The organism is Natronorubrum halophilum (assembly GCF_003670115.1).
Classification (GTDB): domain Archaea; phylum Halobacteriota; class Halobacteria; order Halobacteriales; family Natrialbaceae; genus Natronorubrum; species Natronorubrum halophilum.
Genome location: NZ_QQTY01000004.1, coordinates 1 through 14076, shown reverse-complemented (window position 1 = coordinate 14076; position 14076 = coordinate 1). Strand labels below are relative to the sequence as shown.

Genomic DNA, 14076 nt, shown 5'->3' with positions numbered 1-14076 from the left:
CTTGCCAGCACGAGAGCGGTATCGAAGTCATACTCGACGCTGTCGACTCGGCGAGCACCGGGGAAACGATGGTAGCGGACCCGTCTCGTGCCGAAGGCGTCTCGGACCGAGACGCGGTCGCAGAACGATCGATATCCCGGCGTCGGAAGCCCCTCGAGACCGGTTTCTCAGAAGTAGCCGAACAAGGTTCCGACGAGGACGACGACCCACATCGCGACGCCGGCGAGCAGCAGATCGTTGAACCGGGAGTCGCGCGTCGCCCGTTTGGCTGCACCGCCGGCGATCAGCCCCAGCGCGACGACGACGAGCATTCGCTGTAAGACGACGTCGACGGGAAGCGAATCCACGCCGAGCAGACCGTAATCGAGCCAGATTGCGACCGCGAGCGAGCCCGCGGCGACGATGGCGGCGTCGAGTCGTCGGGTGAGCGTCCCGGCGATCAGATAGGTCGCCGTCGGGATTCCCAGCGCGATGACCGGATACAACATCGCGGCGATCATGTGCGGCGTCATGAATCCGGCACGGCGCTCGAGGAGGAGTCCGCCCATCCGGACGCCGAGGAACAGCGCGAGGACGGTAAAGACGAGGATGATGTGCCCGGCCTCGATGCGATCGTAGGCGGCCGCGATCCGGCGGCGGTCGACGTCGGTCAAGCGATCGTCGACGGCGTCGGGCGCGTGCTCGGAGACGCGCTCGGGATTCGTTCCCCGACCGGTGCCGGTCCCGGTACTCCTGGTGCGTTTGCGGGCCGCAAGTCCCACGCCCGCGGGCAGGAGGATCATCCCAGTGAGATCGACGACGGTCGCCCAGCCGTTGGCGTCCGAGGGGCCGGAATTATTGAGATAGATCCGACGGACGTCCTGCTCGGTATCGACCTGCGGGAGGGCCATAAAGTCCGATTCGATCTTCGACTGGGCGGCTTCGACACCGTCGACGCGGTGACGGAGCGTGAACCAGTCGAAGTGTTCGGTGTGTCCCTGCATGGCAACCCACTGGTCGTCCGGGTTCGGGCTCTCGTAGAGCCGGATGTGATAGCGCTGGCCGTAGTAGTCACCGTCCTCGAGTTGGGCCGACTCCGTCGTCCAGTAGGCGTCCTCACCGGGACCCGGATCGACCCACGCGTATCGGGTCGCTCCGGTAGCGTCACCCCACTTGACCCCCGTCGCGTGACCGTTCTCCTCCTCGAGGATCGTCTCGTTTTCGGTGTCGTTCGCCGCTCGGTCATCCAGTTCTGCCCACTCTCCGTCACCCTCTTCGGACATCACTTGCAGGATATCGTCGGTGTCTCCCCGGACGATCACGTTGAGCGGGCTTCGCTGCTGAAACCGTTCCTGCGGGCTGATAAACCGCCAGAATTTGCTTTCGGAGTCTCCCACGGTAGTCATTCGCGGCGAGACTTCCGTCTCGTCGGGTGCGATGTCACTGGTCGATGGCGAGAACAACAGCGACGGACCGCCGACGAAGAGCACGGACAGTGCGAGCAGTGTGATCGCGATTACGAGCGAGCGACGCATTCTTCGCTCACTACCGATGGAAAACATATCAAAGTACGTGATGTCCGCCTCGTGATATCGGCGCCAACCGGTGTACGGTCCCGCTACTGCCGTCTCTGCGATCGGTCTACTGAGGGAATCGGAAATACGTCTGTAATTCTATATTTTTGGCAGGATCCGCTCGTCCGATACGAACCGTTCGCGCTCGAGATCAGGGTTTCCAACTCAGTTCGATCTCGATCGTCTCCCGACTCCCTCGGAGCCGCGAGGACCGTTCGACGACGTCGATGGATAAATCGACGTCCTCGGGCGGTGTGAGCGTGATCGTCTTGTTGCCGACGTCGACGTGGACCTCCTCTTCGTCCGCCTCGAACTCCCCGGCGAGCGCCTCGAGATACGATGCGAGGGCCGTTCGCGGAAGCGTCTCGTCGGCTGTTGTCCGTTGGGCCATACGAGTCATCGCGCCGACGCCCGCAAAAGTATGGGCAGCGAACGCAGGGCTAACAGTCTGTTACTGCCGTGACATCCAGGAGCTACCTACTGGCTTCCAGCCGGCAGGCCCGCTCGAGCACTGCGTATCTCGACGACCGGTGCTGGCGCGCGAGCGGTACGCGGCGAAGCGTGGCTTTTTGATCACGGGGCGGGTAGCCGCCGACGATGGACGTCGCCGTCGGAATCGTCGCCCAACGAGACAACGAGCGCGCACAGGGACTCGCCGCGACGCTGGCCGAGACGCTCGAGCGCGGGGGTGTACAGGGTCGAACAGACGAAGATACGTCGGTCGTCGTCGACGAAGCGACCGGCGAGGCGATCGACGCGACCGCCGTTCCCGTCGCCGAAATGGCCGACCGCGACCTCGTCGTGAGTATCGGCGGCGACGGCACGCTGCTGTTCGTCGCCCGCGAGGTCGGTTCGACGCCGCTTCTCGGTGTCAACCTCGGCGAAGTCGGCTTTCTCAACGCCGTCGCACCCGCTGACGCCGTCGCGGTCGTTACCGATCTCGTCGCGGAGTACCGCGAAACCGGTCGGTTCGAGGGTCGCGATCTCGTTCGCCTCGAGGCGAACGACGTCGACTCCGCGTGGACGCTCGAACCGGCGCTCAACGAAATCGTCGTCCATGGTCCGCGGCGGGGCCACGGCGGTGGCGCGACCGTCGAGATTCGGGTCGACGGCGAGTGCTACGCCGAGAGTCACGCCGACGGCGTGCTCGTGGCGACGCCGACGGGGTCGACCGCGTACAATCTGAGCGAAGGGGGCCCGCTCGTCCACCCGACGACGCACGCCCTCGTCGTCAGCCAGATGGCCGCCACTGACTCGATGCCCCCGCTGATCGTCGAACCCGGCACCGATCTCACTCTCTCCGTCTCGGATACCGACACCGCCTACGTGATCAGCGACGGGCGCAACCGGCAGCGACTCGAGCCACCCGCGACGATCACCGTCTCGGTCGCGGACGATCCGACCAGACTCGTCGGCCCGCAAGGGGACTTCATCTCGAGCCTCGAGAAACTCGAATAAGAGGCGCTACGACTCGCCGTTCCCGTTACCGTCCCGCGCCCGTTCGTGCATCGTCGGTCGCTCCCTCGAGCAGTCGCTCGAGTTGTGCCGGCGGAACGGCACCGCGAGCGACGTGGTCCTCGTAGATGAACGTCGGAACGCCGGTGATCCCCCGCTGTTGAGCCGCGGCGAACTCGCCCTCGAGTTCGGCTCGGAGTCCGTCGTCGTCGATCGCGGATCGGATCTCGTCGACCGGTACCCCGGCGGTCTCCGCGATATCCGCCAGCACGTCGCCGTCGCCGATATCGCGACCGTCCCGCCAGAGCGCCGTATAAATCTCCTCGTCGAACGCCGCCCACCGGTCGGGATACTCCCGTTTGACGTACCACGAGGCCTGCTGGGCGGGCAGCGAGTCGACCTCGATCGCCAGCTCCTGGGCCATCTCGGCGTCGTACTCCTCCTGAAGGCGACGGACGTTCTGTTTCGCCTGCTCGAAGTAGTGGTCATCCTTGCCGTCGTCCGCGTCGTGGTCGATCGATCCGTCCGCGTTTCGCTTTCCGCTCCGCAGGTCGAACGGCCGCCAGTCGATCTCGAGCGGGTCCTCGCGCGCCTCGCGATAGCGCTCGAGCGATCGCGTTCCCAGGTAACAGAACGGGCAAACGTAGTCGGCGTAGAGCTGCAGTCGGTCGACTGAATCGGACATAGCGTCGCTAGGGAGTCCGGACGGAAAAGTCGATAGTAACCGGAATTCGTCTCTGCGTTACGCGCGCGCGAGATCAACAAGATCGTGGGACGTCCCGTTCACGAGATCGTCTGACGCCCCGTTCAGCTTCCGTTCGCGTCCCCGCCGGCTGTCGCGCTGGCTCCTCCGTTGCCGGCATCGCTCGTCCCGGGTAGATCGGGCAGATTCGGGTCTCGGTAGGGGTTTCGACCGTAGGCGGGAAGTTCGTCCTCGAGTTGCTCCGTGAGCACCCTTCGGAGTCGATTCAGGCTCGTCGTGTCCAGCCCGTACTCGGCGGTGAGCCGTTTGAACGTCTCCTCGTCCGTGATATCGTGGGCTCGGTACTGGCCGAACAGCTCTTCCATCCGGTCGGCCGACAGCGCCTGCATGTCGATGTCGTCGAGCCCGAAGTACGCCTGTCGGTCGACGTCGACCACGTGCCGGATAACTACCAGGGCGACTTTCGGAATCGCGCGCTGGCTACCGAACTCCGTGAGGTCGATTTTGTCCATGACGCCGAGCGCGAGGTCGCGTTGCCACGGCGTCAGGTCGAGCGCGTTGCACAGCGCCTGCGTCGTCCGGAGCCGGTCGAGGTGGTGGGCGCGCTCGCTGTAGCCCGGCGTCGCCCCGTGTTGTTCGTCGTGGAGACGCCGGATGTTCTCGGAGAGGTCCGCCTCGGGCGACTCCGCGCGACCGATAACGGTCGCACTCGGCGTGACGACGCCCCACTGGCGGATCGTCGAATCCCGCTGGACGTCCGCTCGAGAGAGCGCCCCGGATCCGGGACGCGTCTCGAGGCGGCGCTCGTCGTGCTCGAGGGGCGGACTGTCGCCGACGGCCGCAGGCTGCTCGCCGTCCGGGCCGGGTTCGATACCGTCGTCTCTCATTACGTCTCGCTCAGACAGGCAGACAGAAAAAGGCTCGCTCGTTTCGAACGGTCTGATAGGGCGACTAACAGTCTTTCCAACCGGTTCCGACCGCTAGACGGCGCTCTCGCTCTGGGTGTGGCGGCGTGAAAAGCTCCTCGTAGCTATACCTTGTGACCAGAAGCACTTAAAGAACGGTCGCCTCTCGCAACGTCGCGTTCTCGAGCGGACGAACCTGCCGCCGAAAATTCGGAAGCGTCGTGACTCGCACGTTCGAGCGCTCGAGAACGGCGTCCCCCTGCTATATCTCTACCTTGTAACCAGAGATACTTAAAGAACCTCTCGAACAGCTAACATCAATGGCGCGGCTACCGGACTGCGGCGATCAGTTCGTCGACGAACGTGTCCAGCCGTTCAGTTTCGGGTCCATCGCCGGCGTGAACCTCGGGGTCGATATCGGCCGGCGGTCTGGCGAACTCGCGACCGACGGCGTCGCCGATGGTCGTCGCTCCCTCGTCCCGTCGTTTCCGCTCGAGCATGTCTCGAGCGAGTTCGATCCGATCCGGCTCGAAGACCGCCGGTGCCTGTTCGCTCAGGAAGCGCTCGAACTCGAGCGCCGGGAGTTCGTGCGTCCCGCGCTCTCCGGTCGCTTTCAGGTATCGGGCCGACATCGCCGCCCGACAGATCGTCAGGTTCCGTTTCACCGTGGGTTTCGTCTGCGTTTCGGCGAATCGCTCGTCGTCGGCTGGAATCGTCGCTGTCCCGTCGTCGGTTTCGACGACGTAGGCGTCTTCGAGCATCTCGAGGATCGGAAACGTTTCGTCGTCGGTGCGCACGAGGTGGTGCGAGATGTACTTGCGATAGTTGCCCGTCGCGATCCCCCGCCACGCGTGGTAGAGGGCTATCGGGTTGTACGTGCGTTCGATGTATTCGGCGAGATCGGTCGGATCGTAGGCGGTTCGATAGTGAATCGGACTCCGAAGCAGATCGATCGCGCCGTCGTTGGAGTCCGCGAGCAGGCGCGCGAACGTGCGAACGTCCCAGCCCTGCAGTTCGATCTCGTCGCCGTCAGCCGTCTCGTGGATCGTCGCCGGTGGCTCCTCGAGGTGGGCGTAGCGCCGCAGGTCGTCAGGAACGAAGACGAAGCCGACGTCGTAGTCGCTCTCGGGACTCGCCGCACCCCAGGCGTGACTGCCGCGGGCGGCCGCCAGCGCTATGGAAACGTCGTGCCCGCGTTCGATCGCCGTCAGCAACTCGTCGGCGGCCTCGAAGACGTGATCCGGGACGGTAGTCATAGCTGACACTCGAGGAGTAGCGAAACGAGAAGCGGGCGGACCACGCCCGAATGCCCTTCGTAGCTTTACCTTGTGACCAGAAGCACTTAAAGAACGACGCGGGATCGGGAGCGACTCGAGAACGGATCGCCGTCGCTAGAATCGGTTCGGTATCCCCGATCACACGTCGGCGACTGCCAGTTCCGAAAGGTTGAATCGGCCCCTGCCCCGAATGCGGACAATGAGTCACCAGCTTCCGGACGTGCAAGCCACGTCGCCCGACGTCACCGTCGGACTGAGTCAGGTCGGCGTCACCGGCGTCGACAAACTCGTCAAACTCGCCCGCGAGGGCAAACGCCCGATCGTGCTCACCGCCGAGTTCGAGGTCTTCGTCGACCTCCCCGCCTGGCGCAAGGGCGCGGATATGAGCCGCAACATGGAGGTCATCGACGAAATCCTCGAGGACGCGACCCGCGAGGAAGCCTACCGCGTCGAGGAGGTCTGTGGCGAGGCCGCGGAACGACTCCTCGAGAAACACGACTACACCTCCACCGCGAAGGTGTCGATGCGAGCGGAGTTCATGCGCCGCGAGCGGACGCCCGCGAGCGATCGTGAGACCCAACACACCGTCGACATCATCGCCTCGGCGACCGCGACCGAAGACGGGACCCGCGAGGAAATCGGCGCGGAAGTGACCGGGATGACCGTCTGTCCCTGCTCCCAGGGGATGTCCGCCGCGCGCGCGAAACAGACCCTCGAGAACCTCGGCGTCGAGGACGAGACGATCACGGCGTTTCTGGACGAGGTCCCGCAGGCGGGACACTCTCAGCGGGGCCACGCGACGCTGACGATCGAATCGAACGGCGATCCGGCGGTCGACCTGAACGACATCATCGACATCGCGCGCGACTCGATGAGCGCCCGAATCTACAACCTCGCGAAGCGCCCGGACGAAGATCACATGACCTACGCGGCCCACGCGGACGCGAAGTTCGTCGAGGACTGCGTCCGCGCGCTGGCCGAAGGCACCGTCGAGGAGTTCGATCACCTGCCAGACGACGCGGTGATCACGATGAAACAGTCCAACGACGAATCGATCCACCAACACAACGCCCACGCCGACCGCGTCGTCGAGATGCAGACGCTGCGCGAGGAAGTCAACGGCGACGCCTGATCTAGCGGTTCGATCTCCACCGGCGCTCGAGGCGTTCGCGACGCTCCCGAATTCTTCGAGACGCTTCCGTCCCGTTCGAGGCAACGTTTATCGGTGCGACCGGGATACGTTCCGCCGTGACGGTACGACACGACGAACTGACGGTTACGTGGCTCGGCTACGCCACGGTCAGGATCGAATCGGACGACGGGACGGTCGTCTACGTCGACCCCGGTCGGTACGGCACGCTCACCGGCGAGTGGGACCGCAACGTGCCCCATCCGCGCGGCCGGACGTACGACGAACGGGACGGCGACCTCGTGCTGGTAACCCACGATCACCACTACGACTCCGACGGCGTCCGCCGGGTCGCGAGCGGCGACGCGACGGTCGTCGCCTACGAGTCCGTCGACGCGAGCGCGATCCGCGAGGGCGGCCGCGACGTCGAGGACCTCGAGTCGCTGCCCTACGACGTCCGACGCGTCGGTTACGGCGACACGGCGACCGTCGCGGGCGTCGATCTCGAGGTCGTCCCCGCGTACAACCACCCCGACGGACGCAACGTCGGCGCTGACGGCAATCCCCTTCATCCGGAGGGGTTCGGCTGCGGCTATCGATTCGTCGTCGACGGGACGAGCGCGTTCTGGTCCGGCGACACCGACGTGCTCGACGTCCACCACGACCTCGAGGTCTCGCTGTTCGTGCCGCCGATCGGACAGAACTTCACGATGAACCGGACCGAGGCCGCGGAGCTGGCGACGTCTATCGAGCCCGAGCTCGTGCTCCCGATCCACTACAACACCTTCCCCGACCTGGAGGCCGACTCCCGAGCGTTCGCCGCCGACGTCGCGGCCGGCGGCGTTCCCGTCGTCCTCGACGAGGAGTAGTCGCCGCTCGGGAGCGGCGTCGCCGGTCGTCAGGCTCAGAACTCGAGCGGCTCCGCTTCCTCCCACCGGGGGACGAACTCGGCGTGGACGTTCGCGGCGAACTCCGGGTCCTTGAGGTCGATCATCCCGAACGCGTCGCCCGAGGAGAGCGGGTTGGGCACCTGGATACAGATTTCGACGCCGTCGATAATGTTGAACGATCCCGAAACGTCGTCGTTCGTCCGGACGTCGAAGTCGTCGCGCTGCTGGAGGGTGGTTCGGTAGCGTCGGCCCACGTCCTCCGAGAGGGACCCGACCATCTCGCGAGTCATCAGGAGGTCGATCGAGACGCCCCGGTCGAGCGCCTCCTCGAGTTCCGCGTTGACCTCCTCGCTGACGGCCTGCAGATCCCACTGGGGAGCAGCGTTTGCGGACACCATCACGATGTGGTCGTCGGCGGCTGCGAGCCGCTCGAGCAGGAGGTCGATCGTCTCCTCGGGACCGACGGCGGCGGTCCAGAACTGATCTTCGACCGGCTCGGCGGCGTCGAGTTCGTCGGCCAGGTCGTCGACGATCGACTCGTACTGGTCAGCTTTCTCCTCGAGTTCGCGTTTCTTGTCGTCGAGCAGCCGGTCGAGGGCCGTCGCGGGCTCGACGGCGACGTACTTCTTCGGGCGACTCGCGGTCTGACTCCGAACGAGGTTGTACTGTTCGATGCTGTTTAACACGTCGTAGATCCGTCCCATCGGCACGTCGCTCGCGCGTGACAACTCCTTGGCCGTTGTGGGCCCGGTACTGAGTAGCGCTCGATACGCTCGAGCCTCGTATTCCGAGAGCCCGAGATCCCTGAGGCTGGACATACGCTGTGGGACCAACCGAAGAAACATAAACGCTGTGGTGGTTTGATAGCCGAGTTTCTCGTTCGCCCACGGCCGGGCCGTCGGCCGTTACTCGAGGAGCGACTGCACCCGTTCGCTCAACTCCTCCGGGGTTTCGGCGCTGTTCGAGACGCGGTCGCCGCGCTCGACTCGCGCCGTCCCCGCCTCGAGATCGCCGCCGCCGTCCGCGCTTGGGACCACGATCTTTTCGTGGTCCGCGAGTCTCAGGGCGGCCCGATGGAGGTCGGCTCCGGGTTCGACTCCGACGCGAATCACCAGCGGTCCGTCGAGCAGGCGCGAGGTAGCCGTCGCGTAGCGGGCGATCTGGACCCCGAACCGGTCGCTCGCCCCGGCAAACGCCTCGAGCGTTTCCCGTGCGCGCTCGCGATACTGCTCCTCGCCCGTCAGGACCGCCACCTCGAGCAGCGCGTCCGCGAACGCGACGTTCGCGTCCAGCGGTCGGAGCGGTCGCTCGACCAGTCCCACTCCCGCCGCTGGCCCGTCGAGGAACGACTCTCCGTCGTGGAGTCGCTCGATCGTCGCGTCCGCAACCGCCGTCGCGTCCGCGAGAACGTCCGTCTCCAGGGTGCTCGCTGTCGTCGTCAGCGTGGACAGCGCGCGAGCCTGGGTGGCGAGCAGCGGAACCGGTTCGCTGCCCTCGCCGAGTGCTGTCTCGCCTTCGAGCGTGTGGGCAACGACGCCGTCCGTGAGCAGGTCCTCTCGCAGCGTCGCGAGCGCCCGTTCGGCGTAGCGGCGAGCGCGCTCGTCGTCGGTGTAGGCGTAGTACGTGAGCAGTCCCTCGATCGCCAGCGCGTTCGGCCCGGCGAAGACGCCCTCGTCGACCGGCGGTTCGGTCGCTGCAGCGCGGTCGGTCGCGTCGAGCGTGTGGGCGTCGTCCTCTCCAGGTGCCTGACTGTTCGCGAAGGCGTCCGCATCGTCGTTCCACAGCGTCGCCGTGAGGTACTCGACGGTTCGGTCGGCGGGCTCGCGGTACTCGTCTTTGCCGGTGTGGAGATACGCGTTCGCGAACGCACGCACGAGCGCGCCGTTGGAGTCGAGTAACTTCTCGTACTGCAGCCCGGACCAGTCCCGATTGGCCCCGAAGCGATAGAACCCGCCGTCGTACTCGTCCAGAAGGTTCGCACTGACCGCGTCGAACGAGCGAAGCGCCATCTCCCGGTCGCGCTTGAGCGCGAACTCGAGGGCGTCGGGGAGCGGGAACTTCGGGCTCTGTCCCCACCCGCCCGCCATCTCGTCGTAGGTTTCGGTCAACTGACCGAGCATCGCGGATTCGATGTCGGGCGTGAGCTCCCCCGCGGGCGGGTTGTCCTCCCGGAGCGGCCGCGGGATCCGTGCGGCGTCGCTTCCTTTCGTCTCCCACATGGTCCGGACGCTGTCCAGCACCTGGCGCATCCCGTCCGGGCCGAGATAGCCCGCGCCGGTCAACACCGCCCCGTCGGGGGCGAGAAAGACCGTCGACGGAAAACCGCCCATGTTGTATCGATCACGAACGCGCGGGTGACGATCAACATCGACGCGAACGGGAACGAAACTATCGTTGACGTTCGCCGCGATTCGCGGCTCCGCGTAGGTCTCCCGGTCCATCTCGTGGCAGTGGTCACACCACGTCGCAGTGAGCGAGAGCAACATGGGCACGTCGGCCGCCGTCGCCTCGTCGAAGGCGTCCCGTCCCCATTCCCGCCACTCGACGCGTGTCGGATCGTCCATACCGGTGCCTCGAGTGTCGCGGGCGTAAGCCCTTCGTTCGATCCTCCGATGACTCGTTCCAGCACGGGACTCGATGACTCTCTCACCGCTCGAGCGGAGTCCGCTTGCTCCGGGAGACACGAGAGTAAAGCGTTTTCACTCTCCGCTGCCTATATGACGGCATGCTCCGGTGGATCTTCGCGCTGTTGCTCATTCCGTTCCTCGATGCGGTGATCCTGGCCGTCGTCGTCAGCCAGACGTCGTACCTCGGCTGGGTCGGGATGGTGCTGCTCGTCGTCTTGACCGGCCTCGTCGGCATGTTGCTCGTCCGCGCCGAGGGTCGCCGAACCATCCGGAAAATGCAACGGTCCATGGCCCAGGGGAAGCCGCCGACCGACGAACTGCTCGATGGCGGCCTGCTCATCGCCGCCGGAGCCTTCCTCTTGACTCCCGGACTGGTCACGGACGCCATCGGATTCCTCCTGGTGATTCCGCTGACTCGAATCCCGATCCGTGCCGCACTCAAACGCTTCGTGATCATCCCCTACGCGGACAAGAAGACCGGCGGATTCGCCAGCGGCCAGGTTTGGACGTTCGGCTTCCCGGACGGAGGGGTGGCTCGAGACGGCGGGAGCGAGCCAACCGACGGCGGAACGTACGACCTCGGTGCCGACGACTATACTGTCGACGCCGACCGCAGCGAGGACTCGTACTCGATCGATTTCGGCAACGAACGGACGTCGGATCGGGCGGACGAAACGGACGAAGACGACGACCCCTACGCTCGGTAGCGGTTCGCACGGGGGCCGAAGAAAGAAACCCTTAAACATCCCACCGGGCAACTACTGATTGCGACGCGGGCCAATAGCTCAATCAGGTTGAGCGCCACTCTGATAAGGTGGAGGCTCTCGGTTCAAATCCGAGTTGGCCCATTTCTCGCGACGGACAATATCGAGAGCCGCGAGTACATACATACAGTCACGAGGTTTTGAATTCCACGAGTCGCGACCCACGCAACCGAGTGCAACGAGGTGAGCAGGGCCGTCTCGAGGTGGTTCAAATCCGAGTTGGCCACCGGCTTTTGCAGAGTTCTTAAACGCCCGGTGTCGCCATTTTTAGCACTCACCAGTACCGTTCGTGTCGTCTGTGGGATCGATTATCTGTGGGTCACGATTACGTCTCTGAATCTGCCATCGACTATCTGTGAACGATGACCGCGAGATGGCGATTTTACTACCAGCGCGGTACGCTACGGACAGCCGTGGGACCGTGAGACGGTACTCGCTCCGCTCGGAGAAGCAGTCCTGGTAGCCTGCGAAACCGATCGTCGAAGAGATACTGTGGTTGCTGGATAGTCACAGGGCCGAATCCGAACCAGCGGGTACAAAACGGTGAGGTAGCGGATCGGTGATTTAAGCAGTTCGGCATCGTTCCCAATTCATGGCCCCTCGTACGCAGTCGCGAGGTGCATTCGTATGAGTCAAACTGAGACGACTACGCTAACGTTACCGGTACGCGAGCGCGATCATATCCGCGGATCAGACGATGCCTCGGTAACACTCGTCCAGTACAGCGACTTCGAATGCCCGTATTGCGGAGATATCTACCCGATCGTCCGGCGACTCCTGAACCGAGTCGGGACTCGTCTTCGACTCGTCTTTCGACACTTTCCACTCACACAACAACACTCGCATGCCCAACAGGCAGCGCAAGCGGCCGAGGCCGCCGGCGCTCAGGGCCGGTTCTGGGAGATGCACGACCTCCTCTATGAGAATCAAGACGCACTTACTCGAGACGATCTGGTTCGCTACGCTGAGCGACTCGATCTGGACATCGACTCGTTCGTAACCGAACTGGAAACGGATGCACACGAACAACGAATTCAGGAGGACCTTCTCAGTGGTGTACAGAGCGGCGTGAACGGGACGCCAACGTTCTTTATCGACGGAACGCGTTACGACGGCCCGCTGGATCTCGATTCGATGCTCGCCGAGATCGCTGATGCGGGGAACTTCATCGATCTCGAACAGTCACTCAAGTACGAGAATCACGAGTTTCGAGAAACGATCGATCGATCCCGTCGAGGCGCACCCGCCGCCGGTGAAGCGGTTCGCGATCGGTTTTCTGCGGACGAGATCTTCCAGCGGGTTACGGCAACTGCAGGCGAGGAAGTCGGGCGCAGTAAACGACTGCTCTTTTTCAGCGGACTCGCCGCAGGGCTCAGCGTCGGCGCGACGTTTCTTGCTCGAGCGGCGTTGACCGCAGCGTATCCGGATGATCCGTCTGGAGTCGGAAATCTCCTCTATCCGATCGGATTCATCATTATCGTCCTCGGGAACTATCAACTGTTTACAGAAAACACGCTCACCCCAGTTACGCTCGTTTTAACACGACTCGCGAGCCTTCCACAACTCCTTCGTCTCTGGACGATCGTGCTCACCGCGAACGTCATCGGCGCAGGGGTCGTCGCGTTTATTCTGGCTCGGACGGGCGTTCTCGACCCGGCCATCGCCGAGACCGCATCGGAGTTCGGAGAACACGCGATGAGTACGTCATGGTCTGCACTGTTTTACAAAGGCGTCTTCGCCGGTGGGCTTGTCGCAACGATGGTCTGGGTAGTGCACGCGGCGCGAGATACCATCTCGCGTTTTCTCATCGTGTATATCATCATGATTTTGATTCCCATCGCGCATCTCTTCCACTGCATTGTCGGCGCGTGCGAAGTACTCTTTTTAGTGTTCAATGGGCAGGCAGAATTGCTCGTGGTATTCTCCGACTTCTTCGTGCCAGTCGTCCTCGGGAATACCGTTGGAGGTCTCGTATTTGTCGCTCTCGTCAACTATAGTATGACCGAAACCCGACGCTTTCCTGAACAGAACCAGCGACGTCGTGAACTCACCTGGCCCGAGTGGCTCTTTGGCGCTCGTCTCTGGACGTGGGTTCGAACGAAAAAAGAAGAATCACGGGGAACCGAGGACAAAAATCGACCAGTTGATCGTTGACTTCTCCTCCCATCGTCACTCGGTAGTCTCGGGAGTGAGATAGTCGCCATGTTATCATCGCGGTTACTTCTAGCAGATTGACACCAGCGCCAGTATCGAATAAGCGAATTCGGTCCTCGAGTTTTCGTCACGGCGAATCGAAACCACGATCCGCGAATCGCCGTTCTCAGCTACTCTCGGAGAACTATTTGCTCTTCTGAGAACGCACCGTCCGTTTTGGAGATCGCGTCACGATTCATCGCGGTCTCGAGACTCACGGCGGTTAACTTTTCTTGCGAGTCGAGACGTCACTCGAGCCGATACTCCTTCAGAGACAGTACTTCAACATTCCTCTGATTATGAAAGTCCCGTTTTAGAAACATAACAGCGGGGTGCGTGGTACTACCTACCTTTGAGGTCCCGATTCGGAGGCCTTAAGTAGTGATCGGCGATTACAACTATATCCGAAGGAAGATGAGGACCCTTCCCCTGCGGTCCGCCGTACAGAAGGGGTCTGATGTTAGCCTTGGTAGTTCGGTGACGCCCGATCGGTCTTCGATCGCGGTCACCGAACGTGGACCCATTTATGTGTGAGTGTGTACAAGAATACGACATTCACCGCCAAATGAACCCTCCCAGT

Annotated in this window: 12 protein-coding genes and 1 tRNA gene; 6 read left to right on the top strand and 7 right to left on the bottom strand. The window is 63.4% G+C overall.

What is annotated here, in order from left to right:
* Window positions 1-167: 167 nt before the first annotated feature.
* Together DWB23_RS15475 and DWB23_RS15470 are read right to left on the bottom strand one after the other, a co-directional pair.
* Window positions 168-1514 carry a hypothetical protein gene (locus DWB23_RS15475; protein WP_121743715.1) on the bottom strand — a complete coding sequence of 449 codons (1347 nt, stop codon included), beginning with the start codon at window positions 1512-1514 and terminating at the stop codon, window positions 168-170.
* 190 nt (window positions 1515-1704) lie between these two features.
* Window positions 1705-1944, bottom strand: a complete 240-nt coding sequence (locus DWB23_RS15470; RefSeq protein ID WP_121743714.1) for an amphi-Trp domain-containing protein — start codon at window positions 1942-1944, stop codon at window positions 1705-1707.
* Window positions 1945-2150: 206 nt separating this feature from the next.
* Between DWB23_RS15470 and DWB23_RS15465 the strand changes: the two genes are divergently transcribed.
* Window positions 2151-3011 (top strand): NAD(+)/NADH kinase, encoded by an 861-nt coding sequence (locus DWB23_RS15465; RefSeq protein WP_121743713.1) that lies wholly within the window; start codon window positions 2151-2153, stop codon window positions 3009-3011.
* Between the two features lie 25 nt (window positions 3012-3036).
* Here DWB23_RS15465 and DWB23_RS15460 read toward each other — a convergent pair whose 3' ends face one another.
* From DWB23_RS15460 to DWB23_RS15450, 3 genes are all read right to left on the bottom strand, one after another.
* Entirely contained in the window at window positions 3037-3693 is a 657-nt protein-coding gene (locus tag DWB23_RS15460) for a DsbA family oxidoreductase (RefSeq protein ID WP_121743712.1), read from the bottom strand.
* A 122-nt stretch (window positions 3694-3815) separates the two neighbouring features.
* The gene (locus tag DWB23_RS15455; RefSeq protein ID WP_121743711.1) at window positions 3816-4598 is read right to left on the bottom strand and encodes a DNA-directed RNA polymerase subunit epsilon; all 783 of its coding nucleotides are present in this window, start codon (window positions 4596-4598) and stop codon (window positions 3816-3818) included.
* A 347-nt stretch (window positions 4599-4945) separates the two neighbouring features.
* Window positions 4946-5872, bottom strand: a complete 927-nt coding sequence (locus DWB23_RS15450; protein ID WP_121743710.1) for a nucleotidyltransferase domain-containing protein — start codon at window positions 5870-5872, stop codon at window positions 4946-4948.
* A 220-nt stretch (window positions 5873-6092) separates the two neighbouring features.
* Between DWB23_RS15450 and mptA the strand changes: the two genes are divergently transcribed.
* Together mptA and DWB23_RS15440 are read left to right on the top strand one after the other, a co-directional pair.
* Window positions 6093-7025: a GTP cyclohydrolase MptA gene (gene mptA / locus DWB23_RS15445; RefSeq protein WP_121743709.1), complete on the top strand. Its 933-nt coding sequence runs from the start codon at window positions 6093-6095 to the stop codon at window positions 7023-7025.
* A 116-nt stretch (window positions 7026-7141) separates the two neighbouring features.
* Window positions 7142-7891, top strand: coding sequence for an MBL fold metallo-hydrolase (locus DWB23_RS15440; RefSeq protein WP_121743708.1), 750 nt, complete (start codon window positions 7142-7144; stop codon window positions 7889-7891).
* 35 nt (window positions 7892-7926) lie between these two features.
* Here DWB23_RS15440 and DWB23_RS15435 read toward each other — a convergent pair whose 3' ends face one another.
* On the bottom strand, window positions 7927-8730 hold the full coding sequence (locus tag DWB23_RS15435; RefSeq protein WP_121743707.1) for a TrmB family transcriptional regulator: 804 nt from the start codon (window positions 8728-8730) through the stop codon (window positions 7927-7929).
* An 87-nt stretch (window positions 8731-8817) separates the two neighbouring features.
* On the bottom strand, window positions 8818-10476 hold the full coding sequence (locus DWB23_RS15430) for a DUF255 domain-containing protein (RefSeq protein WP_121743706.1): 1659 nt from the start codon (window positions 10474-10476) through the stop codon (window positions 8818-8820).
* Window positions 10477-10637: 161 nt separating this feature from the next.
* Here DWB23_RS15430 and DWB23_RS15425 point away from each other — a divergent pair, with 161 nt between their 5' ends.
* From DWB23_RS15425 to DWB23_RS15415, 3 genes are all read left to right on the top strand, one after another.
* A complete protein-coding gene (locus tag DWB23_RS15425) occupies window positions 10638-11246 on the top strand; it encodes an FxsA family protein (RefSeq protein ID WP_121743705.1) in 609 nt (202 codons plus the stop codon).
* Between the two features lie 67 nt (window positions 11247-11313).
* A tRNA-Ile gene (locus tag DWB23_RS15420) sits at window positions 11314-11387 on the top strand.
* Between the two features lie 543 nt (window positions 11388-11930).
* Window positions 11931-13457, top strand: coding sequence for a formate/nitrite transporter family protein (locus DWB23_RS15415; RefSeq protein ID WP_121743704.1), 1527 nt, complete (start codon window positions 11931-11933; stop codon window positions 13455-13457).
* Window positions 13458-14076: the final 619 nt, after the last annotated feature.

Bases quoted from the DNA above. Each gene is read 5' to 3' on its own strand.
- DWB23_RS15475 (WP_121743715.1), bottom strand. From the start codon at position 1,514: ATGCGTCGCTCGCTCGTAATCGCGATCACACTGCTCGCACTGTCCGTG.
- DWB23_RS15470 (WP_121743714.1), bottom strand. From the start codon at position 1,944: ATGGCCCAACGGACAACAGCCGACGAGACGCTTCCGCGAACGGCCCTC.
- DWB23_RS15465 (WP_121743713.1), top strand. From the start codon at position 2,151: ATGGACGTCGCCGTCGGAATCGTCGCCCAACGAGACAACGAGCGCGCA.
- DWB23_RS15460 (WP_121743712.1), bottom strand. From the start codon at position 3,693: ATGTCCGATTCAGTCGACCGACTGCAGCTCTACGCCGACTACGTTTGC.
- DWB23_RS15455 (WP_121743711.1), bottom strand. From the start codon at position 4,598: ATGAGAGACGACGGTATCGAACCCGGCCCGGACGGCGAGCAGCCTGCG.
- DWB23_RS15450 (WP_121743710.1), bottom strand. From the start codon at position 5,872: ATGACTACCGTCCCGGATCACGTCTTCGAGGCCGCCGACGAGTTGCTG.
- mptA (WP_121743709.1), top strand. From the start codon at position 6,093: ATGAGTCACCAGCTTCCGGACGTGCAAGCCACGTCGCCCGACGTCACC.
- DWB23_RS15435 (WP_121743707.1), bottom strand. From the start codon at position 8,730: ATGTCCAGCCTCAGGGATCTCGGGCTCTCGGAATACGAGGCTCGAGCG.
- DWB23_RS15430 (WP_121743706.1), bottom strand. From the start codon at position 10,476: ATGGACGATCCGACACGCGTCGAGTGGCGGGAATGGGGACGGGACGCC.
- DWB23_RS15425 (WP_121743705.1), top strand. From the start codon at position 10,638: ATGCTCCGGTGGATCTTCGCGCTGTTGCTCATTCCGTTCCTCGATGCG.
- DWB23_RS15415 (WP_121743704.1), top strand. From the start codon at position 11,931: ATGAGTCAAACTGAGACGACTACGCTAACGTTACCGGTACGCGAGCGC.